38 protein-coding genes and 1 pseudogene are annotated in these 25,967 nt (G+C 67.2%); 10 read left to right on the top strand and 29 right to left on the bottom strand.

Going from position 1 to position 25,967, the window contains the following annotated elements; translation table 11 throughout:
- Positions 1-10: 10 nt before the first annotated feature.
- The 22 genes from rplE to ACI8U3_RS09815 all read right to left on the bottom strand — a co-directional run bounded on the left by rplE (position 11) and on the right by ACI8U3_RS09815 (position 12,752).
- Entirely contained in the window at positions 11-571 is a 561-nt protein-coding gene (gene rplE / locus ACI8U3_RS09920; RefSeq protein ID WP_415014709.1) for a 50S ribosomal protein L5, read from the bottom strand.
- The gene (gene rplX / locus ACI8U3_RS09915; RefSeq protein ID WP_415014708.1) at positions 571-879 is read right to left on the bottom strand and encodes a 50S ribosomal protein L24; all 309 of its coding nucleotides are present in this window, start codon (positions 877-879) and stop codon (positions 571-573) included. Before rplX ends, rplE begins: the two co-directional genes overlap by 1 nt.
- A 1-nt stretch (position 880) precedes the next feature.
- On the bottom strand, positions 881-1,249 hold the full coding sequence (rplN, locus tag ACI8U3_RS09910) for a 50S ribosomal protein L14 (RefSeq protein WP_021698481.1): 369 nt from the start codon (positions 1,247-1,249) through the stop codon (positions 881-883).
- An 18-nt stretch (positions 1,250-1,267) separates the two neighbouring features.
- The gene (gene rpsQ, locus ACI8U3_RS09905) at positions 1,268-1,516 is read right to left on the bottom strand and encodes a 30S ribosomal protein S17 (protein ID WP_415014707.1); all 249 of its coding nucleotides are present in this window, start codon (positions 1,514-1,516) and stop codon (positions 1,268-1,270) included.
- A 10-nt stretch (positions 1,517-1,526) separates the two neighbouring features.
- Positions 1,527-1,724, bottom strand: coding sequence for a 50S ribosomal protein L29 (gene rpmC, locus ACI8U3_RS09900; RefSeq protein WP_292103339.1), 198 nt, complete (start codon positions 1,722-1,724; stop codon positions 1,527-1,529).
- Positions 1,724-2,161, bottom strand: a complete 438-nt coding sequence (gene rplP / locus ACI8U3_RS09895) for a 50S ribosomal protein L16 (protein WP_415014706.1) — start codon at positions 2,159-2,161, stop codon at positions 1,724-1,726. The genes rpmC and rplP overlap by 1 nt, the downstream gene beginning before the upstream one ends.
- Positions 2,162-2,164: 3 nt before the next feature.
- Positions 2,165-2,917: a 30S ribosomal protein S3 gene (rpsC, locus tag ACI8U3_RS09890; protein WP_415014705.1), complete on the bottom strand. Its 753-nt coding sequence runs from the start codon at positions 2,915-2,917 to the stop codon at positions 2,165-2,167.
- A complete protein-coding gene (gene rplV, locus ACI8U3_RS09885; protein ID WP_021698476.1) occupies positions 2,917-3,297 on the bottom strand; it encodes a 50S ribosomal protein L22 in 381 nt (126 codons plus the stop codon). The genes rpsC and rplV overlap by 1 nt, the downstream gene beginning before the upstream one ends.
- Before the next feature lie 3 nt (positions 3,298-3,300).
- The gene (gene rpsS, locus ACI8U3_RS09880) at positions 3,301-3,579 is read right to left on the bottom strand and encodes a 30S ribosomal protein S19 (protein WP_415014704.1); all 279 of its coding nucleotides are present in this window, start codon (positions 3,577-3,579) and stop codon (positions 3,301-3,303) included.
- A gap of 1 nt (position 3,580) precedes the next feature.
- Positions 3,581-4,417, bottom strand: a complete 837-nt coding sequence (gene rplB / locus ACI8U3_RS09875; RefSeq protein WP_415014703.1) for a 50S ribosomal protein L2 — start codon at positions 4,415-4,417, stop codon at positions 3,581-3,583.
- A 4-nt stretch (positions 4,418-4,421) separates the two neighbouring features.
- On the bottom strand, positions 4,422-4,727 hold the full coding sequence (locus ACI8U3_RS09870) for a 50S ribosomal protein L23 (protein WP_415014702.1): 306 nt from the start codon (positions 4,725-4,727) through the stop codon (positions 4,422-4,424).
- Positions 4,727-5,365, bottom strand: coding sequence for a 50S ribosomal protein L4 (gene rplD / locus ACI8U3_RS09865; protein ID WP_415014701.1), 639 nt, complete (start codon positions 5,363-5,365; stop codon positions 4,727-4,729). The genes ACI8U3_RS09870 and rplD overlap by 1 nt, the downstream gene beginning before the upstream one ends.
- Positions 5,362-6,120, bottom strand: coding sequence for a 50S ribosomal protein L3 (rplC, locus tag ACI8U3_RS09860; protein ID WP_415014700.1), 759 nt, complete (start codon positions 6,118-6,120; stop codon positions 5,362-5,364). The genes rplD and rplC overlap by 4 nt, the downstream gene beginning before the upstream one ends.
- Positions 6,121-6,142: 22 nt before the next feature.
- Positions 6,143-6,448, bottom strand: a complete 306-nt coding sequence (gene rpsJ, locus ACI8U3_RS09855) for a 30S ribosomal protein S10 (RefSeq protein ID WP_021698470.1) — start codon at positions 6,446-6,448, stop codon at positions 6,143-6,145.
- A 342-nt stretch (positions 6,449-6,790) separates the two neighbouring features.
- Positions 6,791-7,759 carry a GIN domain-containing protein gene (locus ACI8U3_RS09850; protein ID WP_415014699.1) on the bottom strand — a complete coding sequence of 323 codons (969 nt, stop codon included), beginning with the start codon at positions 7,757-7,759 and terminating at the stop codon, positions 6,791-6,793.
- A gap of 109 nt (positions 7,760-7,868) precedes the next feature.
- A complete protein-coding gene (gene recO / locus ACI8U3_RS09845) occupies positions 7,869-8,600 on the bottom strand; it encodes a DNA repair protein RecO (protein WP_415014698.1) in 732 nt (243 codons plus the stop codon).
- Positions 8,601-8,753: 153 nt separating this feature from the next.
- Entirely contained in the window at positions 8,754-9,254 is a 501-nt protein-coding gene (msrB, locus tag ACI8U3_RS09840) for a peptide-methionine (R)-S-oxide reductase MsrB (protein WP_415014697.1), read from the bottom strand.
- Between the two features lie 39 nt (positions 9,255-9,293).
- Positions 9,294-10,235, bottom strand: a complete 942-nt coding sequence (gene argC, locus ACI8U3_RS09835) for an N-acetyl-gamma-glutamyl-phosphate reductase (protein WP_415014835.1) — start codon at positions 10,233-10,235, stop codon at positions 9,294-9,296.
- On the bottom strand, positions 10,226-10,468 hold the full coding sequence (locus ACI8U3_RS09830) for a hypothetical protein (protein ID WP_045319033.1): 243 nt from the start codon (positions 10,466-10,468) through the stop codon (positions 10,226-10,228). The genes argC and ACI8U3_RS09830 overlap by 10 nt, the downstream gene beginning before the upstream one ends.
- Positions 10,469-10,558: 90 nt before the next feature.
- Complete coding sequence (gene rpsI / locus ACI8U3_RS09825; RefSeq protein WP_415014696.1) at positions 10,559-11,053, bottom strand: 30S ribosomal protein S9; 495 nt, start codon at positions 11,051-11,053, stop codon at positions 10,559-10,561.
- On the bottom strand, positions 11,053-11,526 hold the full coding sequence (gene rplM / locus ACI8U3_RS09820; RefSeq protein WP_415014834.1) for a 50S ribosomal protein L13: 474 nt from the start codon (positions 11,524-11,526) through the stop codon (positions 11,053-11,055). The genes rpsI and rplM overlap by 1 nt, the downstream gene beginning before the upstream one ends.
- Before the next feature lie 182 nt (positions 11,527-11,708).
- Positions 11,709-12,752: a COX15/CtaA family protein gene (locus ACI8U3_RS09815; RefSeq protein ID WP_415014695.1), complete on the bottom strand. Its 1,044-nt coding sequence runs from the start codon at positions 12,750-12,752 to the stop codon at positions 11,709-11,711.
- A 150-nt stretch (positions 12,753-12,902) separates the two neighbouring features.
- Here ACI8U3_RS09815 and ACI8U3_RS09810 point away from each other — a divergent pair, with 150 nt between their 5' ends.
- The 3 genes and pseudogenes from ACI8U3_RS09810 to ACI8U3_RS09800 all read left to right on the top strand — a co-directional run.
- The gene (locus ACI8U3_RS09810; protein WP_415014694.1) at positions 12,903-13,154 is read left to right on the top strand and encodes a transglycosylase; all 252 of its coding nucleotides are present in this window, start codon (positions 12,903-12,905) and stop codon (positions 13,152-13,154) included.
- Positions 13,155-13,159: 5 nt separating this feature from the next.
- Positions 13,160-13,354, top strand: a complete 195-nt coding sequence (locus tag ACI8U3_RS09805; protein WP_415014693.1) for a DUF2842 domain-containing protein — start codon at positions 13,160-13,162, stop codon at positions 13,352-13,354.
- 267 nt (positions 13,355-13,621) lie between these two features.
- Positions 13,622-14,257 (top strand): annotated as a pseudogene (locus ACI8U3_RS09800) (integrase arm-type DNA-binding domain-containing protein); the annotation flags it as partial.
- A gap of 307 nt (positions 14,258-14,564) precedes the next feature.
- Here ACI8U3_RS09800 and ACI8U3_RS09795 read toward each other — a convergent pair.
- The 3 genes from ACI8U3_RS09795 to ACI8U3_RS09785 all read right to left on the bottom strand — a co-directional run bounded on the left by ACI8U3_RS09795 (position 14,565) and on the right by ACI8U3_RS09785 (position 16,813).
- Positions 14,565-15,515 carry a LysR family transcriptional regulator gene (locus tag ACI8U3_RS09795; RefSeq protein WP_415014692.1) on the bottom strand — a complete coding sequence of 317 codons (951 nt, stop codon included), beginning with the start codon at positions 15,513-15,515 and terminating at the stop codon, positions 14,565-14,567.
- Between the two features lie 154 nt (positions 15,516-15,669).
- Complete coding sequence (locus ACI8U3_RS09790) at positions 15,670-15,945, bottom strand: HU family DNA-binding protein (protein ID WP_415014691.1); 276 nt, start codon at positions 15,943-15,945, stop codon at positions 15,670-15,672.
- 133 nt (positions 15,946-16,078) lie between these two features.
- On the bottom strand, positions 16,079-16,813 hold the full coding sequence (locus ACI8U3_RS09785) for an SDR family NAD(P)-dependent oxidoreductase (RefSeq protein ID WP_415014690.1): 735 nt from the start codon (positions 16,811-16,813) through the stop codon (positions 16,079-16,081).
- A gap of 83 nt (positions 16,814-16,896) precedes the next feature.
- On the opposite strand from ACI8U3_RS09785, the gene ACI8U3_RS09780 reads away from it, so the two are divergent.
- The 5 genes from ACI8U3_RS09780 to ACI8U3_RS09760 all read left to right on the top strand — a co-directional run bounded on the left by ACI8U3_RS09780 (position 16,897) and on the right by ACI8U3_RS09760 (position 19,888).
- On the top strand, positions 16,897-17,322 hold the full coding sequence (locus ACI8U3_RS09780; protein ID WP_415014689.1) for a winged helix-turn-helix transcriptional regulator: 426 nt from the start codon (positions 16,897-16,899) through the stop codon (positions 17,320-17,322).
- 111 nt (positions 17,323-17,433) lie between these two features.
- Positions 17,434-17,643, top strand: coding sequence for a ParD-like family protein (locus ACI8U3_RS09775; RefSeq protein ID WP_415014688.1), 210 nt, complete (start codon positions 17,434-17,436; stop codon positions 17,641-17,643).
- Entirely contained in the window at positions 17,640-18,419 is a 780-nt protein-coding gene (gene map, locus ACI8U3_RS09770; protein WP_415014687.1) for a type I methionyl aminopeptidase, read from the top strand. The genes ACI8U3_RS09775 and map overlap by 4 nt, the downstream gene beginning before the upstream one ends.
- Before the next feature lie 85 nt (positions 18,420-18,504).
- Positions 18,505-18,993: an Rrf2 family transcriptional regulator gene (locus ACI8U3_RS09765; protein ID WP_415014686.1), complete on the top strand. Its 489-nt coding sequence runs from the start codon at positions 18,505-18,507 to the stop codon at positions 18,991-18,993.
- The gene (locus ACI8U3_RS09760) at positions 18,962-19,888 is read left to right on the top strand and encodes an NAD(P)/FAD-dependent oxidoreductase (protein ID WP_415014685.1); all 927 of its coding nucleotides are present in this window, start codon (positions 18,962-18,964) and stop codon (positions 19,886-19,888) included. Before ACI8U3_RS09765 ends, ACI8U3_RS09760 begins: the two co-directional genes overlap by 32 nt.
- 122 nt (positions 19,889-20,010) lie before the next feature.
- Here the strand turns inward: ACI8U3_RS09760 and ACI8U3_RS09755 are convergent, their stop codons facing one another.
- From ACI8U3_RS09755 to ACI8U3_RS09740, 4 genes are all read right to left on the bottom strand, one after another.
- Complete coding sequence (locus tag ACI8U3_RS09755) at positions 20,011-20,943, bottom strand: nucleotidyl transferase AbiEii/AbiGii toxin family protein (protein WP_415014684.1); 933 nt, start codon at positions 20,941-20,943, stop codon at positions 20,011-20,013.
- Positions 20,930-21,778, bottom strand: coding sequence for a type IV toxin-antitoxin system AbiEi family antitoxin domain-containing protein (locus tag ACI8U3_RS09750; protein WP_415014683.1), 849 nt, complete (start codon positions 21,776-21,778; stop codon positions 20,930-20,932). The genes ACI8U3_RS09755 and ACI8U3_RS09750 overlap by 14 nt, the downstream gene beginning before the upstream one ends.
- 330 nt (positions 21,779-22,108) lie before the next feature.
- Positions 22,109-23,029: a LysR family transcriptional regulator gene (locus ACI8U3_RS09745; protein ID WP_415014682.1), complete on the bottom strand. Its 921-nt coding sequence runs from the start codon at positions 23,027-23,029 to the stop codon at positions 22,109-22,111.
- 19 nt (positions 23,030-23,048) lie between these two features.
- Positions 23,049-24,059: a phosphoglycerate dehydrogenase gene (locus tag ACI8U3_RS09740; RefSeq protein WP_415014681.1), complete on the bottom strand. Its 1,011-nt coding sequence runs from the start codon at positions 24,057-24,059 to the stop codon at positions 23,049-23,051.
- Positions 24,060-24,218: 159 nt separating this feature from the next.
- Between ACI8U3_RS09740 and ACI8U3_RS09735 the strand changes: the two genes are divergently transcribed.
- Both ACI8U3_RS09735 and ACI8U3_RS09730 read left to right on the top strand, forming a co-directional pair.
- Entirely contained in the window at positions 24,219-25,517 is a 1,299-nt protein-coding gene (locus ACI8U3_RS09735) for a glycerate kinase type-2 family protein (protein WP_415014680.1), read from the top strand.
- Positions 25,514-25,967: isocitrate/isopropylmalate family dehydrogenase (locus ACI8U3_RS09730; RefSeq protein ID WP_415014679.1), on the top strand; the 454-nt coding region annotated here is incomplete at its 3' end. The genes ACI8U3_RS09735 and ACI8U3_RS09730, both read left to right, overlap by 4 nt.

Here is a 25,967-nt window from a genome sequence, read left to right as displayed (position 1 = left end):
CCCTTCCCGCTCAGTTCGTCACGAACGGGAACTTGAACTCGGTGAGGAGAGCCTTGGCTTCCTCATCGGTCTTGGCCGTGGTGCAGACGACAATGTCCATGCCCCACATCTGGTCGATCTGGTCGTAGTTGATCTCGGGGAACACGATGTGCTCCTTCAGACCGGTGGCGTAGTTGCCGCGACCATCGAACGAGGTGCCCTTCAGGCCCCGGAAGTCCTTCACCCGCGGCAGGGCCACGGTGATGAAGCGGTCCAGGAACTCGTACATGCGGTCGCCGCGCAGGGTGACCTTGCCGCCGATGACCATGCCCTCGCGCAGCTTGAAGCCGGCGATGGAGTTGCGGGCCTTGGTCGGCACCGCCTTCTGGCCGGCGATGGCGGTCAGATCCTTGAGGGCCGCGTTGGCCTTCTTGGAGTCGGCCACGGCTTCACCGACGCCCATGTTCAGGACGATCTTGTCCAGCTTGGGCACCTGCATTTCGTTCGTGTAGCCGAACTTGTCCTTCATCACCTTGCGGATGCGGGACTCGTACTCGCCCTTGAGGCGCGGCTGATACTTGGCGTCGGCCATCAGATGACGTCTCCCGTGGTCTTGGCGAAGCGAACCTTCTTGTCGCCGTCGACCTTGAAGCCCACGCGGGTCGCCTTGCCGTTGGCGTCGGCGATCGCGACGTTCGACAGGTGAAGCGAGGCTTCCTTGTGCTTGATGCCGCCGTTCGGGTCAGCCTGGGTCGGGCGCATGTGGCGCTGGACCATGTTGACGCCCTGGACGACGACGCGGTTTTCGGACGGCAGCACCTTGACCACCTGGCCGGTGCGGCCCTTGTCCTTGCCGGTCAGGACGATCACGTTGTCGCCCTTCTTGATCTTGGCGGCCATGTTACAGGACCTCCGGAGCCAGCGAGATGATCTTCATGTGGTTCTTGGCGCGCAGTTCGCGAGGAACCGGGCCGAAGATCCGCGTGCCGACCGGCTCGTTCTGCTTGTTGACGATCACGGCGGCGGACTTGTCAAAGCGGATGACGGAGCCGTCCTTGCGCTGGATGTCCTTGGCGGTGCGGACGACGATGGCGCGAACCACGTCCCCCTTCTTCACGCGTCCGCGAGGAATGGCTTCCTTCACGGAGGCGACGATCGTGTCGCCCACCGAGGCGTAGCGGCGCTTCGAGCCGCCCAGCACCTTGATGCACATGACCCGGCGAGCGCCCGAGTTGTCGGCCACCTCCAGGTTAGTTTGCATCTGGATCATGGGATCCGATCCTTCTTCTTACGAGGCCGAGGCCTGGGAGTCGGAGACGACTTCCCAGCGCTTCAGCTTGGACTTCGGGGCGCACTCGGCGATGCGGACGGTTTCGCCTTCCTTGGCGACGTTCGCTTCGTCGTGAGCGTGGTACTTCTTGGACAGGCGCACCGTCTTCTTCAGAAGCGGGTGCAGAATGGTGCGGTTGACGCGGACCACCACGGTCTTGTCGCCCTTGTCGGACACGACCACGCCTTCGAGAATACGCTTGGGCATCTTCGTTTCCTTACGAGGCCGCCTGCTTCTCGCGCAGAAGCGACGAGACGCGGGCGATGTCCTTGCGGACTTCATTGACGCGGTGCGTCTTCTCAAGCTGGCCGGTGGCCGCCTGGAAGCGCAGGTTGAACTGTTCCTTCTTGAGCTTGATCAGCTCGTCGGACAGCTGGTCCGGGGTCTGTCCCCGCAGATCGGCGATCTTGGTCATTACGCGGCCTCCGAGTGGGCGACGCCGGCGTCGAGGCGGGTGACCACCTTCACGCGGATCGGCAGCTTGGCCGCGCCGAGGCGCAGCGCCTCGCGGGCCACATCGTCCGGCACGCCGTCGATTTCAAACATGATGCGGCCCGGAGCGACGCGAGCGGCCCAGTGGTCCACCGCGCCCTTGCCCTTGCCCATGCGGACTTCGGCCGGCTTGCCGGAGACCGGCACGTCCGGGAAGATGCGGATCCAGACCCGGCCCTGACGCTTCATCTGGCGGGTGATCGCGCGGCGGGCCGCCTCGATCTGACGCGCCGTGATGCGCTCGGGTTCCATGGCCTTCAGGCCGTAGGAGCCGAAGTTCAGCGCGAAGCCGCCCTTGGACGCGCCATGGATGCGGCCCTTGAACGCCTTGCGGTATTTGGTCTTCTTGGGTTGCAACATGACTTAGCTCTCACGTCCCCGGTCACGGCGCGGACCGCGATCACCGCGGGGGCCACGCTCGCGGCCTTCATTCGACGACGGACCCGACGCTTCCTGGGCCCAGCGCTTGTCCTGGGCCATCGGGTCGTGCTCCAGCACCTCACCCTTGAAGACCCAGACCTTCACACCGATGATGCCGTAGGTCGTCTTGGCCTCGACGAAGCCGAAATCGATGTCCGCACGCAGGGTGTGCAGCGGCACGCGGCCTTCGCGGTACCATTCCATACGGGCGATTTCAGCGCCGCCCAGACGACCCGACACATTGATCCGGACACCCTTGGCGCCCAGACGCATGGCCGACTGCAGCGCGCGCTTCATGGCGCGACGGAACGCGATCCGGCGCTCCAGCTGCTGGGCGATGTTCTCGGCGATCAGCTGGGCGTCGGTCTCAGGCTTGCGGACCTCGACGATGTTCAGATGAACTTCGCCCTCGGTCATCGCCGCGATGTCCTTGCGCAGCTTCTCGATGTCGGCGCCCTTCTTGCCGATCACGACGCCCGGACGGGCGGCGTAGATCGTCACGCGGCACTTCTTGTGCGGACGCTCGATGATGATGCGCGAGACCCCGGCGCCCGACAGGCGGCCTTTCAGGTATTCACGCAGCTTCAGATCCTGGTGCAGCAGGCGCGCATAGTCCTTGTCGCCGGCGAACCAGCGGCTGTCCCAGGTGCGGTTGATGCCCAGTCGGAAGCCGACCGGATTGATTTTCTGTCCCATCAGGCGGCCTCGCCGGCTTCACGGACCACGATGGTGATCTCGCTGAACGGTTTCAGGATGCGCGACGAACGACCACGAGCGCGGCTCGCGAAACGCTTCATCACCATGTTCTTGCCCACGAAAGCCTCGGCGACGACCAGGTTGTCGATGTCGAGGTTGTGGTTGTTCTCGGCGTTGGACACGGCCGAGTACAGCGCCTTGCGCACGTCGGTCGAGATGCGCTTGCGGCTGAATTCCAGCTCGTTCAGCGCCTTCTGGACCGGCAGGCCGCGGATCGACTGCGCGACAAGGTTCAGCTTCTGAGGGCTGATGCGCACGTTGACCAGCTTGGCGCGGGCTTCGGCGGCGCCGACACGGCGCGGATTGGAGGACTTGCCCATGGCTTACTTCCTCTTGGCCTTCTTGTCCGCCGCGTGACCCGGGAAGCTCCGGGTCGGGGCGAACTCGCCGAACTTCATGCCGACCATGTCCTCGGACACGTGCACGGGGATGTGCTTGTGGCCGTTGTGGACACCAAAGGTCAGACCGACGAACTGCGGCAGGATGGTGGAGCGGCGCGACCAGGTCTTGATCACGTCCTTGCGGCCCGAGGTCTGGACCGTTTCGGCTTTCTTGAGGAGATACCCGTCGACAAACGGGCCTTTCCAGGACGAGCGGGCCATATCAGCGAGCCTTCTTCACGTGGCGGCTACGGATGATGAACTTGTCCGTGGCCTTGTTCTTGCGGGTGCGGGCGCCCTTGGTGTCCTTGCCCCACGGCGTGACCGGGTTACGGCCGCCCGAGGTGCGACCCTCACCACCACCGTGCGGGTGGTCGATCGGGTTCATGGCGACGCCGCGAACGTGCGGACGCCAGCCCATGTGACGCTTGCGACCGGCCTTGCCCAGGTTCTGGTTCATGTGGTCCGGGTTGGACACGGCGCCGATGGTGGCCATGCAGCCGTCCAGCACCATGCGCAGCTCGCCCGAGCCGAGACGGATCTGGGCGTAACCCTGATCGCGGCCCACCAGCTGGGCGTAGGCGCCGGCCGAACGGGCCAGCTGGGCGCCCTTGCCCGGCTTCATCTCCACATTGTGGATGATGGTGCCGACCGGGATCGCGCGCAGCGGGGCGGCGTTGCCCGGCTTCACATCGACCTTGTCGCCGGCGACGATCTGGTCGCCGGCCTTCAGGCGCTGCGGCGCGATAATGTAGGTCTTCTCGCCGTCAGCGTAGTTGATCAGGGCGATGAAGGCGGTGCGGTTCGGGTCGTACTCAAGACGCTCGACCGTGCCGACCACGTCGAACTTGCGACGCTTGAAGTCGATCTTGCGGTACAGCTTCTTGGCGCCGCCGCCGCGGAAGCGGACGGCGATGCGACCACCCTGCCCGCGGCCGCCGGACTTGGTCAGGCCTTCGGTCAGGGACTTTTCCGGGCGGCCCTTGTGCAGCTCGGAGCGGTCGACCAGCACCAGGGCGCGGCGGCCCGGCGACGTCGGATTGAATGTCTTCAGAGCCATCGGTTCAGAGCCCCGTGGTGACGTCGATCGACTGGCCTTCGGCCAGCGTCACGATCGCTTTCTTGATGTCGTTCCGACGGCCCTTGATGCCGCGGAACCGCTTGGTCTTACCCTTTTGGACCAGGGTGTTGACCTTGACGACGTTGACCTTGAACAGGCTCTCGACCGCCGCGGCGATCTCGTCCTTGGTGGCGGTGTCCGCGACCTTGAACACGACCTTGTTCTGCTCGGACAGCAGGGTCGACTTCTCGGTGATCAGCGGCGCCAGGATCGTGTCGTAGTGACGGACGGTGGGTTGAGCGGCAGCCATTATGCGGCCTCCTTCTCGGAGAAGCGGGCCTCGATCGCCTCGACGGCGGCCTTGGTCAGCACCAGCTTGTTCGCGCGCAGGATGTCATAGACGTTCAGGCCGGCGTTCGGCAGCACGTCGATGTGCGGAATGTTGCGGGCGGCCAGACCGAAGCCGGCGTCCACTTCCGGACCCGCGATGATCAGGGCCTTGTCCCAGCCCAGCTTGCCGAAGGTGGCGCGCAGGGCCGAGGTCTTGGCTTCCTTGACCGACAGATCCGACACCACCACCAGCTCGCCGGCCTTGGCCTTGGAGCTCAGCGCGTGACGCAGGGCCAGGGCGCGGACCTTCTTGGGCAGCGAGAAGCCGTGATCGCGGACGATCGGGCCGAAGGCGCGCGAACCACCCACGAACTGGGGCGCACGACGCGAACCGTGACGAGCGCCGCCGGTTCCCTTCTGCTTGTACATCTTCTTGCCGGTACGGCTGTTCTCGTTGCGGGTCTGGACCTTGTGGGTGCCGGCGCGGCGCTTGGCCAGCTGCCAGTTGACCACACGGGCCAGCAGGTCCCCGCGGATATCCTCGATGCCGAACACAGCGTCGTTCAGCTCGATGTCGCCGGCCTTCTTGCCGTCGAGATTGGTTACAGCGAGTTTCATTGCTCTTCACCGCCTTCGGAGGCCTCGGCCGCCACGGCTTCCTCGGCCGGCTTTTCAGCAGGCTGCGAAGCGGCTTCGGCGCCGGCCTTCTTGAACGCGCCGGGGAACGGCAGGTCGGCCTGGGCCTTCTTGATGGCGTCGCGCACCTTCAGGTACGAGCCGTCGTGGCCGGGGACCGCGCCCTTGACCAGGATCAGGCCGCGCTCGGCGTCGACGCGCACGATGGTCAGGTTCTGCTGAGTCACGGTTTCCTGACCCAGGTGACCGGCCATCTTCTTGCCGGGGAACGTACGGCCGGGGTCCTGACGGTTGCCGGTCGAACCGTGCGAACGGTGCGACACGGACACGCCGTGTGTGGCCCGCAGACCGCCGAAGTTCCAGCGCTTCATGGCGCCGGCGAAGCCTTTACCGATGGTCAGACCCTGGATGTCCACCTTCTGACCGACGACGAAGTGGTCGGCCGTGAATTCGGCGCCCACGTCGATCAGCGCGTCTTCCGACACGCGGAACTCGGTCACATACCGCTTCGGCTCGACTTCGGCCTTGGCGAAGACAGCTCGTTGAGCCTGGTTGGTTCTCTTCGCCTTCCTGGAGCCGGCGCCCAGTTGAAGCGCGACGTAACCGTCACGCTCCTGGGTGCGCTGGCCAACGACCTGACAGCCATCAAGCTGCAGGACGGTGACCGGAATGTGCGCGCCGTCTTCAGCGAAGACGCGCGTCATTCCCAGCTTCTTGGCGATCACGCCCGTACGCATGTCGGATCCCGCCTCTTCTCTCTTAAATCTTGATTTCGACGTCCACGCCGGCGGACAGGTCGAGCTTCATGAGCGCGTCCACGGTCTGCGGGGTGGGGTCGACGATGTCGAGCACGCGCTTGTGCGTGCGGATTTCAAACTGCTCGCGCGACTTCTTGTCGACGTGCGGCGAGCGGTTGACGGTGAATTTCTCGATCAGAGTCGGCAGCGGAATCGGGCCGCGAACAGTCGCGCCGGTACGCTTGGCCGTGTTGACGATTTCGCGCGTGGAATGGTCCAGGACGCGATGATCGAAGGCCTTCAGCCTGATGCGGATGCTTTGATCCATATCGGTTGTTTTTCCTACAGCGGTCGGTGGACCGCGTCCCTGTGAACCATTTCAAAGACCGGAGCCTTTGGGTCTGACGACCCTCAGGGTACGCACGTCCGCAAAAACGATCGGCCCACGCGGAGAACCGCGAAGGCCGGTGAAATCCTGGGCACTGTAAAGAACAGGGTCTCAGGTCGTTCCTGCGGGCCGCGTCTGCATCCGGAGATGCACAGCCGGTCCAACAAGAGTTGGGGCTTATGACGGTTGATTCCGCTTTCGTCAAGCGAACTCCAGCCGGAAAAGCCGGAAAGATGAAAGGGCCCCGCGGACCGGCCGCGAGGCCCCGGCGTATGCTCTCGCCTACTCGCCGATGCGGATGTCGCCGGAGCCCATGATGCTGCGGTTCACGCTGCCGGTGGCCTCGGCCACCCGCACATCACCTGAGCCCATGACCGACGCACTCACGTCACCAGCTCGGCCGTCGAACACTACATTCCCCGAACCGGCGATGGACACATCCAGGGTATCGACCCGGCCCCCATTCACGCGCACATCGCCCGACCCGGCGATCGAGACGTCCAGCGTCGGTCCCTCGAGGCGTCCGATGCGCACGTCGCCCGACCCGGCGACCGCCACGTCCGCGGACGCTACAGCCGCCAGGGTTATATCGCCGGACCCCGCGACGGAGATGTCCGCTTCGCCGGTCGCACCGGCGCTTACGCCGCCCGATCCGGCCACTGAAAGATCAAGAGAGCGCGACGAACCCGTGCGGATGGTTCCCGAGCCGGCGTTACTGATATCCAGGTCGCCATCGGTATTGGCCACGGTCCAGTCGCCGCAGCCGCGATTGCTCAGTGCGATGCTGCTCGCGCCCCGGCCGATGGAGCCGTAGACCGCGCCGCCGGAGCCGCCCCGGACGATGCCCAGCAGGCGGCTGCGACCGCCCGAACGGCCGGCGTCCACGTCCACGTCGCGCGGCGTGCGCACCACCACCAGCGGCGCATCGCTGACATTGATGGTGCCGTGGCCGCGCACCTCGACCCGGGCGCCCTGCCCCGGCTGGCTCGCGTCGGCAGGGCCAGAGGTGCACTCGCGCACCGCGCTGCCCGACAGTCCGCCGTCGATGATGATGTCCGAGCCCCGGCGCGTCACCGTCAGCCGATCCAGAGTGGATGATCCGTGCTCGATCTCCACGGCGATGTCGGAGCGATCCTCGGGGATCACCACCACGCGGGCCACCGCGTCGCGGATCTCCACTTCGGCGGCGTGTGCGGCCCCGGCGAAAGCGAGGGCGGCGGTGGCGGCGGCGACCAGATAGGCGGGTTTCATGGCGTGGTTCTCCCTGTCGTGTGGACAGGAATTCGCCACAAAGGCCCCGCGAAGTCATTTTAAATCGAGGTCATGAACCCTGTGTCATCAAACCCGCCCCGTGGGCGCTCTACAGCCGCCCCGCCTCGGCCAGCTTGTCCAGCATCCAGACCCGGGCGGGCGGCAGCGGCTTGTTGAAGGGGTGGAAGACGAAGGTCTCCAGAAAGTGGCCGGTCAGGTCCAGACCCGCCTTCACGTCCCCCGGGCCCAGCCCCGCCTGCGCCCCCAGCATGAAGGGCGGCAGGGCCAGCAGCTTGTCCGCATAGGGAGCCCCCGCCCCCCGGCTGACCGCCCGGCCCGTGCGCGGGCTGACCCACACCAGATCATCCGCCGTGCCGGTGGCGGCGCATTTGGACAGATCCAGGCCGAAGCCCAGCTCCTCCAGCAGCCCGGCCTCGAAGCGCACGAACACGGCGGGCCAGATGTCGGGAAAGGCGAACGACGCCATCAGGGCCTCGAAGGCCAGGAAGGCGCCCGGATGGGGCTCGCGCTCGGGCAGCGCCCCCTGCGCCACCGCCGCCGCTGCGTTCAGCCCGGTCAGGGCCAGCGGGTCGTCAAACAGGGCCGCCGGCCCCTCGCCCACCGGCTCCAGCTTCGCCGACCCCAGATGCTCGGTGGTCCGCGCTCGGTAGTCGGCGACCACCCGGGCGCCGGGCTGCAGGAACGGCTTCATCCGCCGCGACGCCCCGCCCGCCACATAGGCGGCATGGCGCCCGTGCAACTCGGTCAGCAGCTCGACCACCACGCCGGTGTCCCCGTGCGCGCGGGCCGACAGCACAAAGGCGTCGTCCTGGAATTCCATGGGTCAGCCCCGCCTTTCTCCTCCCCATCGAAACGATGGGGAGGTGGCGCGGGCGCCGCCCGGCGTCCGTGACGGAGGGGGCGACTCAATTTCAGCCGATTTCATCGTCCACCCATACCGCCCGGACCGCCCTCTCCACCACCCGGGATCGGATCAGGCCGGCTGGAAGATCAAGGCCACGCCGTTGTTGCAGTAGCGCTTGCCCGTCGGCCGGGGCCCGTCGTTGAACACATGGCCCTGGTGCCCCAGGCAGCGGGCGCAGTGATATTCGATCCTCGGCACGCCGATCAGGTAGTCGGTCTTCAAGCCGACATTCTCCCGCATGACGTCCCAGAAGCTGGGCCAGCCAGTGCGCGAATCGTACTTCCACCGCGACCGGAACAGGGGCAGCTCACAGCCCCGGCAGGCGTAGATCCCCCGGCGTCGCTCGTCGTCCAGCGGGCTGCTGTAGGGCTGCTCCGTGCCCTCCTGACGCAGCACCCGATAGGCCGCGGCGGGCAGGCGTCGCCGCCACTGGGCCTCGCTCAGATCGCGGAACGGCAAGTCCGCGAAGCGCGCCTCGGACGGATCGGCCTCGGCCGGTCCCGAGCAGGCGCTGAGCGCCAGAGCGCCGGCCCCGGTCAGCAGCGTGCGGCGATGAAGGATCGTGCTCATGCCCCAGATACGGCCGGGGCGCCGCGCCGGTTGCAGGGGTCAGATCAGGCCCGCCGCCTCGTCCAGCCCCAGCATCAGGTTCAGGTTCTGAACCGCCGCCCCGGACGCGCCCTTGCCCAGATTGTCCAGCAGGGCGACCAGCCGCGCTTGCTCTCCGCCCCGATCTCCGAACACGTGGAGCCGCAGGCGGTTGGTGCCGTTCAGCCCCTCCGGCTCGATGCCGGTCATGGCCTCGGTGGTTTCCAGGTCCGCCACCTCAACGAACCGCGCGCCCGCATAGGCCTCCACCAGCGCCCCGTGGATGCGCTCGATGGACGGGGTCTCCGGCAGGGCCGACAGGTGCAGAGGAACCTCCACCAGCATGCCCTGGCGATAGTTCCCCACCGCCGGCGCGAACAGCACCGGCCGGGACAGCCCCGCGTGCCGGGTCATCTCCGGCACATGCTTGTGCTGCAGCGTCAGGCCGTAGGCCCGGTGCGCGGTCGAGGCGCCCTCGGCCTCGAACTCGGCGATCATCGCCTTGCCGCCGCCGGAATAGCCGCTGACCGCATTGACGCTCACCGGATGATCCGCCGGGACCAGCCCCGCCTTCACCAGCGGCCGCATCAGGGCGATGAAGCCGGTGGGATAGCAGCCCGGGTTCGACACACGCGTCGATCCCGCCACCGCCGCCCGCTGATCCCCGTCCATCTCCGGAAAGCCATAGGTCCAGCCGGGCGCCACCCGGTGCGCCGTGGAGGCGTCGATCACCCTCACCGCCGGGTTCTCGATCATGGCCACGGCGTCCCTCGCCGCGTCGTCCGGCAGGCACAGGATCACCGCATCGGCCCCGTTCAGCGCCTCGCGCCGCGCGTCCACGTCCCGCCGCCGGTCGCCCAGCAGCAGCAGCTCCAGATCAGAGCGCGCCTCCAGCCGCTCCCGGATTTCCAGCCCCGTGGTCCCAGCCTCGCCGTCGATGAAGATAGTGTGGATCATAGCCAGAATCGCAAATCCAGTCCGAAGAACACATCCGATATGAGCATGACGAAAAATCCGATCACCAAAACCTGGAAAGAAACAACCAACCAAAAGCCTATCGGATTACGACTGCGGTTGAATCGTACACCGCCAAGCGCTGTCTCGCCCTTGAGAAGCGAACACCAGACGCTCCTCACCAAGACAAGCGCCACCAGCGGAGTGCCTATCTTCACGAAAAGCGACGTCCAATCGGTCATTCGCACCCCCGATAATGGCTTGCCTGGACAAAGAAAAAGGGCGCTCCGGTTTCCCGAAGCGCCCTCGTATTCCCACTCGCGGGTCGCGAGTTAGCGCTTCGAGAACTGGAAGCTGCGGCGGGCCTTGGCGCGGCCGTACTTCTTGCGCTCGACCACGCGGCTGTCGCGGGTCAGCAGGCCGTGGGGCTTCAGCACCTTGCGCAGGTCCGGCTCGTAGTTGGTCAGAGCCTTGGAGATGCCGTGGCGGATGGCGCCGGCCTGGCCGGACAGGCCAGAGCCCTCGACCGTGGCGACCACGTCGAACTGGCCTTCACGGTCGCTCAGCTGCATGGGCTGGGCGATCATCATGCGCAGCACGGGGCGGGCGAAGTACACTTCCTGGTCCCGGCCGTTGATGGTGATCTTGCCCGAGCCGGGCTTGATCCACACGCGGGCGATGGCGTTCTTGCGCTTGCCGGTCGCATAGGCGCGGCCCTGGGCGTCGATCTGGGGCTCGCGGACGATGGTTTCCGCCTCGGCGGTTCCCATGCCCTTGAGGGCGTCGAAGCCGGTGGCGGCCGGCGTTTCGTTGGTCACGTCGGTCATTACTGGCTCCGGGCGTTCTTGGGCGAGGCCGACTTGAAGTCGATGGTCTCGGGGGACTGGGCCTGATGGGTGTGCTCGGCGCCGGCGAACAGGCGCAGGTGCGTCATCTGCTTGCGGGCCAGGGGGCTTTCCTTGGGCAGCATCCGCTCGACGGCCTTTTCAAGCACGCGCTCGGGGAAGCGTCCGCCCAGGACCTTTTCCGGGGTCGTGGACTTCACGCCGCCCGGGTGACCGGTGTGGCGGTAATAGACCTTGTCGGTCGCCTTCTTGCCGGTGAACACCACCTTGTCCACGTTGGTCACGACGACATAGTCGCCGCAGTCGACGTGCGGGGTGTAGTCCGGGCGGTGCTTGCCGCGCAGGCGGTTGGCGATGAAGGTCGCGAGACGGCCCACAACGACGCCCTCGGCGTCGATATGGATCCACTTCTTCTCGACCTCGGCCGGCTTCAGGGAAGCCGTGGTGGTCTTCAACATGATCAGGTGTCCTGAGGCGAAATCGGGTCGCGGACGCAGATCACAGGACCGACGCCGCGCGGAAGCGGGGTCAATAGAGGGGCCGACCGCGTTCGTCAACGCCGTTATTCGGCGTCAAATCGACCTAGAACGATGAAATCACACGCGTTTTCAAATACGGTATTAAAATACCCACCCGCTCAGCCGAACATTCGCGGCTGGGAGCGCCGCACCAGCCACAAATTCACCGTCGCAGCGCCCAGCACCACGGCCGCCCCCGCCTGGTGCAGCACGCCCAGCGTTAATGGCACCGCGTGCATCAGGGTGGCGATGCCCAGCAGCGCCTGGGCCCACACCAGCGCCAGCAGCACCCAGGCCGAGGCCCCGGCGCCCTGCGCCAGCTTGGCGCGGATGACCTGCACCCCATAGACCGTGGTCAGCGCCAACAGGGCATAGGCCATCATCCGGTGATTGAACTGGACCAGCGCCTGATCGTGCAGGAACGCCAGCGCCCCCTGCCCCCAGTTCACCGGCGCGATGACCATGCCGTTCATCAGCGGCCAGTCCGTATAGACCATGCCCGCCTTGGACCCGGCCACCAGCCCGCCCAGCAGGCTCTGGATGAACACCACGCCCAGCACGGCGGCGGCGAACCGGCTCCACCCCGCGGGCGAGCGCGTGCGGTCCTCGCCGAACCACGCCTCCAGCCCGGTCCAGATCAGCCCCATGAAGATGACGAAGGCCAGGCCCAGGTGAACCGTCAGGCGCTCGGGCGCCACATCCACCCGCTCGCTCAGCCCGGACGACACCATCCACCAGCCGATCAGCCCCTGCAGCCCGCCCAGTCCCAGCAGCACCACGCACCGCAGCACCAGCCGTCGCGGGATCATGCGCAGGGCCAGGAACACCAGGAACGGCACGGCGAAGGCCACGCCGATCAGACGGCCCAGTTGCCGGTGGATCCACTCCCACCAGAAGATGCCCTTGAACTCGCCCAGGGTCATGCCGGCGTTGACCTGGCTGTACTGCGGGATTTCCCGATACAGCGCGAAAGCCTCGTTCCAGTCCGCCTCGTTCATGGGCGGGATCGCGCCCATGATGGGCTTCCACTCGGTGATCGACAGGCCCGAGCCGGTCAGGCGCGTGATCCCGCCCACCACCACCATGGCGAACACCAGGGCGGCCACGCAGAAAAGCCAGATCGCCACGGCGCGCGAGCGATCCCATGCGGAAAAACGGTTCATTCGACGCCCGTCGTTCACTAAAGGAGCCAGAGGCCGGGTTCGGAAACCCGACGTTTCCCCTATGCCTACGGAATGTCGTAAGGACCAGTCGCAAATCGGCGCAGCGACATGCGGTCGCTTCTGCCGATCGCCGCAATCACGGAGCGAGGCGTGCAGCATCTGGACATCATTCTGGCCGTCGGCGGCGCCCTGGCCCTGGGCTGGGTCGCCGACATGCTGACCGGCGGTCGCGGAATCGCGCGCACGCTGCTGGCGTCCCTGACCGGCTCAGTGTGCGGCTGGTTCCTGGCGGTGAGGGTCTTCGGCGCCCATACCATGGACGACCTGGGCTGGGTCGTCTGGGCCATGGCCGGATCAGTCGTGGTGCTGCTGGTCTATTTCCTGACCCGCAACAAGCGGTGAGCGGCATGACTGCGCGCACCCGCCGCTTCATCGCCGCCATCGGAACCGTGGCGTTCCTGGCCTTCTACATCTGGCTGGTCACGGTCATCGCCGACGTGCTGCCCGACAGCTTCTGGATCGACCTGATCTTCTACCCCGTCGTCGGCATCGCCTGGGGCGTGCCCCTGATCCCGCTGCTGAGGTGGGCCGAGCGAGGATAGGCAATCGCGGGGCCGCACGAATGCGGCCCCGGATCGATCCATTTCATTTTCAGGAAATGGTCGGAGCGACAGGATTCGAACCTGCGACCCCTTGACCCCCAGCGCTATCCTAGGTTGTTTTCGGCGCTTTTCATCACTATTCAGGACAGTGCTAGTGCATTGTTCCTATTAGCGTTTTTGACGCCACCGCATTTCACCGCTATTCTTCGAGTTGCTGCAATCTGTGCCCCATATGTGCCCCAGCAGAAGGGCTCATCGGAGATCTGAATGCCGACCTTGAAGCTCACCGACCGGACTGTCTCGTCGGCCAAGGCCGTCGAAGGCGGCCGCCTGGAGCTTTGGGATACAGCCCTCAAGGGACTCTATCTGCGGGTGTCCGAAAACACCAAGATCTGGGGATACAGGTACCGCCGGGCGGACGGAAGTCAACCGCGCGTCCGCCTCGGCCACTACGTGCCGCCAGAACATGCGACCGGCGACACCTCGGCGCTCACGGTGGCGGGCGCCAGGGCCCGCGCCCGCAAGATCCAGACCGAGGTCGACGACGGCGGTGATCCGGCCACGCGCCGACAGCTTGCCAGGGCGGAGGCCAAGGCGGAAGCCATCCGCACGGTCGATGACCTGGCAGAAGCCTATTTCGCCGTCTGCGAGACCGGCGAGTATCGCCCCAGTCGGCGGCGCAAGCGTCCCCAGACCATCAAGGCTGAGCGCTATCTCTACAAGAAGTATCTGGCGTCCCTGGGGTCCATCAGGGTTGAGGCTCTGACTCGGGATGCCGTGAGGAAGCCGTTGCGCGAGCTGCTGGCGGCGGGCCGCGGCGTCACGTCCAACCGGGTAAGGGGCCTGCTGCGCCAGATCTATGCCTGGGGCACGCTGGAAGGCCGGGTGACCCGCAATCCGGCCGGAGAGCTTGCCGACCTCGCCGAGGAGATCCCCCGCACCCGAATCCTCACTGATGAGGAGACCCGGGCGCTGTGGAACGCGCTCATCGATCCCTCGGGGCTGCGACGCCCCCTGCCCGGCGGCCGCGACGAGCCGGTGATGGTCAGCCGGCCCGTCCGCATCGCCATCCAGTTGGCCATGCTCACACTTCAGCGCCGGGGAGAGATCGCCATGATGCGCGTGCCCGAGCTCGATTTCGGAGCGCGCGTGTGGACCATTCCTGCGGAGAAGACCAAGGCAGGCCGGGTCACTGCGGTTCCGCCCCAGATCAGTAGTATTGCTCGCGCAGGTCCGCGCACACCTGCTGGGGGGCGATCCAAACATGGGGATAGGCGCCCCGAAGGCAGCGTCTCAACCAGCGCTGCGCCGGATGGGCGTCGTTGCGCCGGTGCCAGGACAGCAGGAAGGGCACGGGATTCAGCGGCAGGGGAAAGTCGAGGAAGGCCAGCCGGTCCGCCTGGGCCGAGCCGGCGGCCACGCTGCGCATCACCGTGGCGATCATGTCGGACCCGGCCACCAGTTGCGGCGCCGCGGCCATATTGGGAACGGTGACCGCGACGCGGCGGGTCCATCCCTTGGAGGCCAGGGCCGCGTCCGCCACGTCGATGCCTTCATTGTGCGGGGAGGCCACCACATGGGCCAGGGACAGGAAGGTTTCGGCGTCCAGCGGCCCGGCCGCGGCCGGGTGGTCCTTGCGCAGGATGCACACGAGCGGCTCCTGGAACAGGCGGGCGCTGAGGATGCGGCCGGTCTGGGGCGGCGGCGCGCCCACGGTCATGTCCACATCCCCGGCGTCCAGCAACCGCACGGCGTCTTCCCGGTCGGCGTAGCCGACGACCTTGAGGTTCACGCCCGGCGCCCGGCGCGAGACGATGGAGACCAGTCTGGGAAGCACCACGGATTCGGCGTGCCCCGACAGACCCAGCGTAAAGGTCATGGCGGCGGCGGACGGGTCGAAGTCCCGGGTGAACGCCAGGGTGCGCTGGATGTCGCCGAGCGCCAGGGAAATGGGTTCCGCCAGCTCCAGGGCGCGCGGGGTGGGCTGCAGCCCGCCCGGACCATTGATGAACAGGTCGTCGCGCAGCAGCACCCTCAGCCGCGACAGGGCCGCGCTCATGGCCGGCTGGGTGCGACCCACCCGTTTGCCGGCGCGCGTGACGTTGCGCTCGGCGTTCAGGGCGTCGAACGCCACCAGAAGATTGAGATCAATGCCGTGCAAATCCATCGCATGAACAGCTAGGTCGCCGCGCCATCGATCACAAGCATGGGCCCTGCGCCATCGCTGCGCGTCAGGCCGGCCCCGTCACGCCGCGGCCGCCTGCGGCGGCGCGCCCAGCCGCGCGCGAGCCGCGCGGATGGGCGCCTGGGCCTGGTCAGCCGGCGACGGCGTCCTTGAGCGCCTTGGCGGGCTGGAAGCTCACCTTTTTCGTGGCGGCGATCTGGATCGTCTCGCCGGTGGACGGATTGCGGCCCTGACGGGCGGGACGATCCTGGACCTTGAACTTGCCGAAGCCCGGCAGATTGACCTCCTCGCCCCGCGAGGCGGCGCCGGCGATCTGGCTCAGCACGCCGTCCACGATGGTTTTGGCCTGGGCCTTGGTGAGACCGGCTTCGCCGGCCACGTGATCGATGAGGTCGCTGGTGTTCATGGGATCTTCCCTGGATTGGATGACGATCGCCGGTCTAGGCGGATTCACCCGCGCCGGGCAATCGGGCGCAGGGACCGCCGCGCCGCGGCTCGCGCAGCGCGGCGGTCGCAACCAGCGGCGCGCCCGGGCCGCGTCAGACCTGGGCCAGGCCGCCGTCCACGAACACCTCGCCCCCGGTCATGAAGCGGCTGTCCGCGGACGCCAGGAAGGCCGCCACCGCGCCGGTCTCCGCCGGATCGCCCATGCGGCCCACGACCGTGGAGGCGCCCAGGGCCTCGATGGCCTCCTCCCCCAGGACCTCGGTCGCGAGTTCGGTGGTGATGGGGCCGGGCGACAGCACATTGACCCGGACGCCCGCGCCCTTCAGGTCCAGGGCCCAGCTGCGCGCCAGGTTGCGGATGGCGGCCTTGGTGGCGCTGTAGATGCTGAAGGCGGGCGTGCCCATCACCCCGGCGCTGGAGCCGGTGAGAATGATGGACGATCCGGACGGCATCAGCGGCAGGGCCTTCTGCACCGTGAACACCGTGCCCTTCACATTGACGTCGAAGATCTGATCGTAGTGCTCCGGGGTGATCTCGCCCAGCGCCGCGAAGGCGCCGGTTCCGGCGTTGGCGAACAGGATGTCCAGTCCGCCCCGTTCGGCCTTCACCGCGGCGAACAGCCGGTCCAGATCGGCCGGATCCGTCACCGAACCGCTGACGGCGCGGGCGGCCCCGCCCAGCCGGGCGACCGCGGCGTCCAGCGGCTCCTGTCGCCGCCCGAACAGATAGACGAACGCGCCTTCCTCCACGAACCTTTGCGCGGCCCCGAAACCGATGCCGCTGCCGCCGCCGGTGATCACGGCGGTCTTGCCCTTGAGTCTGTCCATTGAAGTGCTCCTTGGTTGAGGAGCCCGGAGCTGGCGCTGCGCTCACTTCTTGACAAGTATGCACCATTTGGTAAGTGTAAAAAATGTCCCCACGATCGTTGACACCAAGGAACGACGCCGCGCCGAGCAAGGCCGAAGCGCCGGGCGGGCCCCTGCCCGGCTTCACCTGCGGCCTGGACGCCACCCTCAAGCTCATCTCCGGCAAGTGGAAGCCGCTGATCCTCTACTTCCTCGCCCAGGGCGGCCCCACCCGCTACGGCGAGCTTCGACGCGCCATACGGGATGTGAGCGACAAGGTGCTGATCCAGCAGCTCAAGGAGCTGGAGGCTGACGACCTGGTGAAGCGGACGGACTATCAGGAAGTCCCCCCGCGGGTGGACTACGCCCTCACGCCCCTGGGCTACAGCCTCGCCCGGTCTCTCGTGCCCCTGTGCACGTGGGGGACCGAGAACATGGCCGAGGTCACGCGCCTGTTCGCCCAGAGGGAGGCGGCGGCGCGCAAGGCCTGACGAAAACTCCCGCCCGGACCTGCGCGCCCGCCGTCTGGTGATCCGGCCTTGCGCCGCAGCGTCCCGCGTCATACATATCATATACGTCGCATATATGTTTCGGGAGTCCCCATGGGCATCGTCAACATTGAGGATGAGCTGCACGAACAGCTGCGTCGGGCCAGCCGCGCGTCGTGCCGATCGATCAATGGTCAGGCCGCGTTCTGGATCAGGATCGGCATGCTGTGCGAACTGAGCCCCGAGCTCACCTTCCGCGAGATCGTGGCGCGCGAGCTCAAGGCGGCGGGCGTCGACGCCCCCGACCTGACCGCCGCCGCATGATCAAGAGCCCGGCCGAGGTGGAGTTGATGGCGGAATCCGGCCGTCTGCTCGCTTCCGTTTTCACCCATCTGGACGGCCTGACCCTCGCGGGCATGAGCACCCTGGACATCAACGACCGGGTCGAGGCCTTCATCACCGGTCAGCTGAACGCCCGTCCCGCCAGCAAGGGGCAGTACGGCTACGGCTTCGTTCTGAACAGTTCGCCCAACGCCGTGGTCTGCCACGGCGTGCCCTCCGCCGACGAGATCCTCACGGAGGGTGACATCGTCAATCTGGACATCACCCTGGAGAAGAACGGCTTCATCGCCGACGCCTCCAAGACCTACATGATCGGCGCCGTGAGCCCGGCGGCCAGAAAACTGGTCCGCACCACCCATGAAGCCCTGTGGAAAGGCATCCGCGCCGTGCGTCCCGGCGCCCGGCTGGGCGATATCGGCCACGCCATCGAGCGCCATGCCAAACGGTCCGGCTATTCGGTGGTTCGAGACTTCTGCGGCCACGGCATCGGCCGGGAAATGCACGAGGCGCCCCAGGTGCTGCATTTCGGCAGGCCCGCCACGGGCCTGACGCTGAAGGAAGGCATGACCTTCACCATCGAGCCCATGCTCAACCAGGGGGTTCGCTCCGTGCGGACCCTGGACGACGGCTGGACCGTGGTCACCGCCGACAACCGGCTCTCCGCCCAGTTCGAGCACACCGTGGCCGTCACCGCCGACGGGGTTCGGGTGCTGACCCTGCAACCGGATGAGATCGGCCAGCGCCCGGCGGCGCACTGACAGACCGAGCCAGGCGGACGCCGCCCGGGCCTTTTCCCGGCCTGCACCCTTGACTTGGACGCCATCACGTAACAATTGATGTTTCATGAAACGCGACAGCCGCCTTTCCAATGTCCTGCACGCCCTGCTCCACATGGCCGAGCAGGAGGACCGGACCGGCTCGCCCATGACGTCCGACCAGCTGGCGGCCTGTCTTTCAACCCATCCGGTGGTTGTCCGCCGCACCATGGCGGGCCTGCGCGAACAGGGCCTCGTCACCTCGGAAAAGGGCCACGGCGGCGGCTGGCGTCTCGCCCGTTCGCTCGACTCGGTCACCCTGGGCCAGGTCCATGACGCCCTGGGCGGAACCGGTCTTCTGCCCGACGCGCCGCCGGTGGAGGCCGACGGCTGCCTGGTCGAGGCCGCCGTCAACGACGCCCTGACCAACACCTACGCCGCCGCCCGCGCCCTGCTGCTGGAGCGGCTCCATGACATCACCCTGGCCGATCTCGCGAAGGACTTCGCGCGGCGGCTGGCCGAACATCCGAACCGGGACCTGATCCATGCCTATGCAAGACAACGCTCATCAACATGACGCCGTGATCATCGGCGGCTCCTACGCCGGCCTGTCGGCGGGCCTGCAGCTGGCGCGGGCCCGTCGACAGGTCGTGGTGATCGACGACGGCCGACCGAGAAACCGGTTCGCCTCCCACGCCCACGGGATGCTGTCCAATGACGGGCGCCCCGGGGGCGACATCACAGGTGACGCCAGGCGTCAGATCACAGCCTATCCCACCGCCCAGCTTCGCCAGGGCGAAGTGGTTTCGGTTCAGCGCACGGACCAGGGCTTCTCCATCGCCATGGCCGATGGTGCGGTCGTGGAGGCGCGCCGGCTGCTGCTTGCCCACGGCGTCGAGGACACGCCCCCGGCCATACCCGGCGTCAAGGAGCGCTGGGGCCAGACCGCCATCCACTGTCCCTGGTGCCACGGCTATGAAATCGGTCAGGGGCCCATCGGCGTGCTCAGCCAGGGCGAGCACACCGCCCACTACGCCCTCATGGTGGCGGAATGGGGCGCCCCGACCCTGTTCCTAGACGCCGACGTCCAGCTGTCCGCCGAAGAGCGACGGATGCTCGATCGGCGCGGCGTGACCCTCGAACGGACCCCCATCGCCGCCCTTGAAGGCGCCGCGCCGCAACTCGATGGCGCCCGCCTGACTGATGGACGCCTCATTCCCCTGAAGGCGATCTTCGTGGGCTCCCGCGTGCGTCTGTCCAATGGCTTCGCAGCAAGCCTGGGCTGCGAGCTGGCGGACACCCCGGTGGGCCCTCTGGTCAAGGTGGATCCCATGCAGCAAACCACCCAGCCCGGCGTCTTCGCCGCAGGCGACCTGGCCCGCGCCGCCTCCAACATCACCTACGCCGCGTCGGACGGCATGACCGCCGGCCAAGCCCTCTTTCGGTCCCTGCTCATGGAAGAACTGGCCTGATCCAGGTCAGCGGCAACCAAATCCGAACCACTTTCGCGGTGGCCGTTCATCGTCGAAAGCAGACCCGCAGCGGAACCGGGAGCGGCGGATGACAGGGCGGTTCCCGGGCCCGCCCCCACCCGCTATTCCGGCTCCTTGTCGCCGATCGGATAAAGCGCTTCGATGAGCTTCTGGAGCTCCTCTTCCCGGCGTTGGACACTGAGTCCCTGCAGCTTCTGAGCCCGGAACCTTACCGCCGGCAGGTCGGCGACATGGGGCAATCCAAACAGGCCCCAGTCCGGTTCGCCCCGCTTGAACGAGAGCAGAAAGCGACGATGGGCGTCCGGCATGTCCGCGACCATGGTGTCGATGAGCTTCTCGCGAATGTCGAGCAGCGTCTCCAGCGGCGGACCCTCGGCCGCCATTCCGGCGAACTCCTGCTCGTACTTCTGCGAGAGATCCCGGCGCTGAGGATTCAGGATGGCGTTCAGGGCCTTGGTGCTGCCGAGGAGATAGGCGATGAAGGCGCATCGAAGCGCGTCGCTGACGCCTTCGTTCTCGAAAAGCAGTTTCACGTCGTAAAGATCGCGCGGATGCTGGCGATCCAGCGCCGCGACGATCTTGCCGGCGTAGAGGTCGGCCTGCGAAACCACCCAGGTCTCAGCAAAGCCGTACTTTTGCTCGACGGCATCGGTCACGGTCATCATTTTCGGCTCGTAAACCACGCCGCGCAGGACGGGCGTGACCTCGATCTTGATAGCGACACCAGCCTGAACATGAAGTCGTTCGATGTGTCCCTGGGCCGAGCGCTGGACGTTCACCTGGGCGCCGGCGATCGTATTCCTGACGCCGTTGATGATGGTGTTCAGCCCCGCGTCGATGCCCTTGACCGACTCGTCCCACGACTGAACGGGAATGTAGGTTAGATCGAGATCCACCGAGAGGCGCGGAAGGTCCCGAACGAACAGATTGATGGCCGTGCCGCCCTTGAGGGCAAACACCCTCTCCGTCGCCAGGATCGGCAGGATCCGCACCAACAGCGCGACCTGCTGTTCGTAGGTCTCACGGCTGGGCATCGAGATCCTCTGGGACCGTGATCAAAAAGCGCGAATCCAGCTTTCCGCCTTCAACGAGCATCCGTTTGCCGGACCCGAGATCGAACGCTTTCGGGTCCAGATGTGACAGCCAGCGGTGATTGTGGCGGAAGGCGAAGAAGAAAAAGAGACGCTTCACCTTCACGCTCTTGCAGTCGCGCAGGAGCTTCGACAGGCGTCGTGGGCTGAGCGTCGTCAAACTCTCCATCATCTTGTCGACCTGATGGAAGCTCTCCTTCCTTGGGAGCTGATCCAGCATTTCGAGGATAGCGCGCTCCGGCGTGGAGACCGTCAGGGGCCATTCGAAGTGGCCCACCGGCAGTGGCCTGGAGCTGCCGTGTATCGCATCGTTGCTGCTGCGCATGTTGGTCGCGACGTCTGATGCGAGGCTCGTCAGCCCGAACGTGATCGGGTCGTTTTGAAATAGCCTTTCGCTGTTGTGATATTGGAACCGGACGCCGACGTTCAGATGCTCTACCCAGCCAGGCAAGGGCTTCGGTCCGTAGAGATGGACCTCTCCTATGTTGGCTGAGAGGTAGTGGCTGAACCCTTGCAGCTCCAGGGCCGTGCGCCCGCCCACAAGACACGCCTGCTCCAGAAGGGTCTGCAGGGAAATCACCACTTGCTCCCAACTGAGCTTGCCCCGTGGCCGGCGATAGACGCGGCGGGCGGGCTGTTCCAGCCAGCCTGCGGAGACGTATTGGCTGCGAAGCCCGGTGGAGTAGCCGTGGGCGCTCATCCACGCCGCGTCGACCAGCAAGCCCTCAGGAAGCTGGGACATGAGATGGTTTAATTTCCCATCATTTCGCTTAGCCATACTTAGCATATATATAGATTTTCAAACCTCTGTCCAGTTTGACTTTTAGCCGGCTCGCCAAGTTAAACTTGGCCAACTCACCGCCTTCCAAACCGGTCGATGACACCAGGCCGCCCATCAGGCCGCCCAGACGCCGAGAAGCCTGCAAGGAAAAGCATCCAAGGCCGAAAAGCGTGCGGCGGATACGGCGCTGACGCAGCGCCCGGCCGCGGACTTGGCGCTGAGAGTGACAGCCCAGAGTGAGCACTCCCGGGTCCGGACCTATCGTCCCATCCACGTCAGCCTGGCCGTCCGCCCCTGACGCCTGGCGTCCTGGCGGTGCGCAGCGACCTAAGGTCCCCGTTTCGCATTGAGCCCTCTCGCCGCCTCCCACAGGGCCTCCACCGATGGATTCTGGCGGGCTCTGGGACGGTACAGGCGCACGGTCATGGACGTATCCCATTCGGCCTCGCCGGCGCGGACCAGCCGCCCCGCTTCAAGATCCCCGGCGATCAGGCTTGCCGGCAGCCAGGCCAGGCCGCGGCCGGAGCGAGCCATGCTGGCGAGCACCGTCGCCACATGGGCGGTGAACACCGGCGCCAGCCAGGCCGCCGGGCGGTCGTTGTCGCCAGTCGCCTCGAGAATACGCCCCATCCCGGAGCGATCGCTGTAGGCCAGATAGGAAACCGGGCGGCTCCTCGACCCCGGGAGACGATAAAGCGCCTGGCCGGCGCCGTCCGGCGCCGACACCGGCGTCAACCGATCCTCGCCGATGTCCAGACTGGTGAACTGTCTCTCTGACAGGGCGGTGGCGCTGGACGGATGGTGATGACAGAGCAGCAGATGAGCCTGGCCCAGGAGCATGAGGCGTTCGCAGCCCACCATGTTGTCGGTGACCAGGCTGATGCTGGATCGGTCCGGGAGCGCCGGTTCGATGCCGTCGAACCATCCGGGGAAGAGCGTCATGGACAGGGCGTGGGTGGAGGCGAAGCGGATCGTGGACGCGGCGCCGTCCGCCATCTCACGGGTGCGATCCCGCCCCTGGGCCAGGCTGCGCAGAAGCTCCTCGCAGACGCTTTTCCACTCTTCGCCGGCCGGCGTCAGGGCGACCCGGTGGGTGTCCCGGTTGACCAGGGTGACCCCGATCCAGGCCTCCAGCATGCGAATGCGCCGACTGAAGGCAGACTGGGACACGCGGCGGTGCTCGGCGGCCCGGCTGAAGCTCCCGTGCTCGGCCAGGGCCAGAAAATCCTCCAGCCAGCCGAACTCCATCCAGAAGGTCCCCGCATCATCAACGGCCGGAACGGCCGTCGGCCACCACACATTCGGGGGCCGGGTCCCGACCGTCAAGCACGGCGACCACCGCCTCGGCCGCCACCCGGTTGGTTCGGTCCAGTCCCTCCTTTGAGGACGCGGCGGAATGGGGCGTGCCGATCACATTGGGCATCGCCAGCAGGGCCTCGGAGACAGGGCGGAACTCGGGGTCGCTCTCGCTGACCCACACATCCAGCCCCGCGCCGCCCAGATGACCGCTCTTCAGCGCCGCCAAAAGATGAGCGTCCTGCACCAGCCCGCCGCGGGCGGTGTTGATCAGGACCGCGCCGGGCTTCATCCGGCCCATGGCCGTCGCATCGATCATGAACCGGGTCTGCGGCGTCAGGGGCGCGTGGACCGTCACATAGTCGCTCTGCTCCAGCAGCGCCTCCAGCCCGGCGGGCTCGGCGCCCAGCGCCCGCGCCGCCTCGGTCGGGGCGGAGGGACTATGCACCAGCACCCTGGCCTCGAACCCTTCCAGCCGGCGGACCACGCTGCGGCCGATGCGGCCCAGACCGATCACGCCCACGGTCTTGCGATAGAGATCCGAGCCGGTGAGGATGCGCCAGTCGCCGCCTTCCATGTTGGCTTGATGCTCGCGAAAGCGCCGCCCCACGGCGATCATCAGGCCGATCACATGGTCCGCCACCGAGGCGTCATTGCCCCCCGCCGCGATGGCCACCACCCGTCCCAGCTCACGGGCGGCGTCCACATCGACCCGTTCGTAGCCCACGCCCCGCCTGGAGATCACCTGCAGCTGCGGCAGGGCTTCCATGACCGCGCGGGTGACCCGGGCGTGCCCCACGATCCAGCCCTGGGCCCCCTCCAGAAGCGCGATGATCTCCTCTGGGGTCAGGTCCCCGTCGGCCTTGCCGGGCGGCAGGGCGGCGATCTCGACCTGGCATCCGTTCGCCTCCAGCCAGGCGACGGTCGCTTCGTCGAAGAAACGCTGGGTGACCACGACCCTGCGGGCGGACGTCTGGACCATGGCGGCCTCCTTTCGCTTCCGCCGGGTTCAAGCCCCTCCCCGCCCCGCGCGCCACGTCGCCCCGCGCATGAATTCATGCACGCGCTGCATGACCACCTGCGCCCGACTTCTCTAAGACGGTCTGTCGCCACAGCCCGGCCGCCCCGAGGAGCCTGATCCATGTCGCCGACCCCGCCCGGCGAACCCATCGCCCCGTTGCTCGAGCTCTACGAAGCGGCCACAGCCGCCGCCTCGCCGCTGGTCGTCGTGCCGCCGTGCCTTCCCGATCCGCCTGCGGGCCGCACCGTGGTGGTCGGCGCCGGCAAGGCGGCCGCCGAAATGGCCCTGGCGGTGGAGCGCGGCTGGTCCGGCGATCTGTCGGGGGTGGTGGTGGTTCCCCATGGCCATGACGCGCCCTGCCGCCGGATCGACGTCATCACGGCGGCCCACCCGGTCAGCGACCGGGCCAGCGAGACCGCAGGCCAGAGCATCCTCGGCCGCCTGGACGGCCTGACCGCGGACGACCTGGTCCTCGCCCTGATCTCCGGCGGCGGCTCTTCGCTGATGGCGGCCCCGGCCCCCGGCGTCACCCTCGCCGACAAACAGGCGGTGGTTCGGGCGCTGCTGCGCAGCGGCGCGCCCATCGCCGACATCAACTGCGTGCGCAAGCATCTGTCGGCCATCAAGGGCGGCCGCCTGGCGGTTCAGGCCGGACCCGCCCGCCTCGTGACCCTGGCCATTTCCGACGCCCCCGACGACGATCCCTCGGTGATCGCCTCCGGCCCCACCGTGCCCGACCCCACCACCCGCGCTGAGGCGCTCGCCGTCCTCGAAGCCTGGACGCCCGATGACATCCCCCCCGCCGTCCGCGCCTGGCTCCTGAACCCGGACAGCGAAACCCCCAAGCCCGGCCCTCCTGACCCCCGGCGCATCCTGACCATCGTCGCCGATGCGAGCCGGGCCCTCCAGGCCGCGGCGGGGACCGCCCGGCGCATGGGACTGGCGCCCGTGATCCTGGGCGCCCACCTGCAGGGCGAGGCCCGCGCCGTCGCCGCCCGCCACGCCGACGCGGTCCGCCGCCGCCTCGGCGAAGGCCGGCCTCGACCTCTGGTCCTGCTGTCCGGCGGAGAAACCACGGTCACCGTGCGCGGCGACGGCCGGGGCGGACGCAACACCGAGTTCCTGCTCGCCCTGGCCCTGGCCCTGGACGGGATGGCCGGGGTCCAGGCCCTGGCCGCCGACACAGACGGCGTCGACGGCGCCCCGCCGCACGCCGGCGCCTGGATCGATCCCGAGACCCTGCCGCGCGCCCGCGCCCTTGGTCTGGACCCCCGGGCTTTCCTGGACCGCAACGACAGCCACGGCTTCTTCGAGGCCTTGGGCCAGACCGTGACCACGGGCCCGACCCCCACCAACGTCAATGATTTCCGCGCCATTCTCATCGACGACGCCGCACCGCCCAAAGGAGCCCGCCCATGACCCGTTCCGCCCCCCACCGCATCGCCGTGATCCCCGGCGACGGCATCGGCAAGGAGGTCGTTCCCGAAGGCCTCAGGGTCCTGGAGGCGGTCTCGCAGCGCTTCGGCTGCGCCTTCGCCTTCGACACCTTCGAATTCGCTTGCTGCGACTACTACCTCCAGCACGGGCAGATGATGCCGGACGACTGGAAGACCCTGATCGGGGGCCATGACGCCATCTTCTTCGGCGCCGTGGGCTGGCCGGAGACGGTGCCGGACCATGTGTCGCTCTGGGGCTCCCTGATCCAGTTCCGGCGCGAGTTCGACCAGTACGTCAACCTGCGTCCGGTCAAGCTGATGCCCGGCGTGCCCAGCCCCCTGGCCGGGCGCGCGCCCGGGGACATCGACTTCTATGTGGTGCGGGAGAACACCGAGGGAGAATACTCCTCCATCGGCGGACGCATCTTCCCCG

The organism is Brevundimonas sp. (assembly GCF_047617075.1).
Lineage (GTDB): Bacteria > Pseudomonadota > Alphaproteobacteria > Caulobacterales > Caulobacteraceae > Brevundimonas.
The sequence above is the reverse complement of the archived record's forward strand: the minus strand, read 5'-3'. Positions and strand labels throughout refer to the sequence as shown.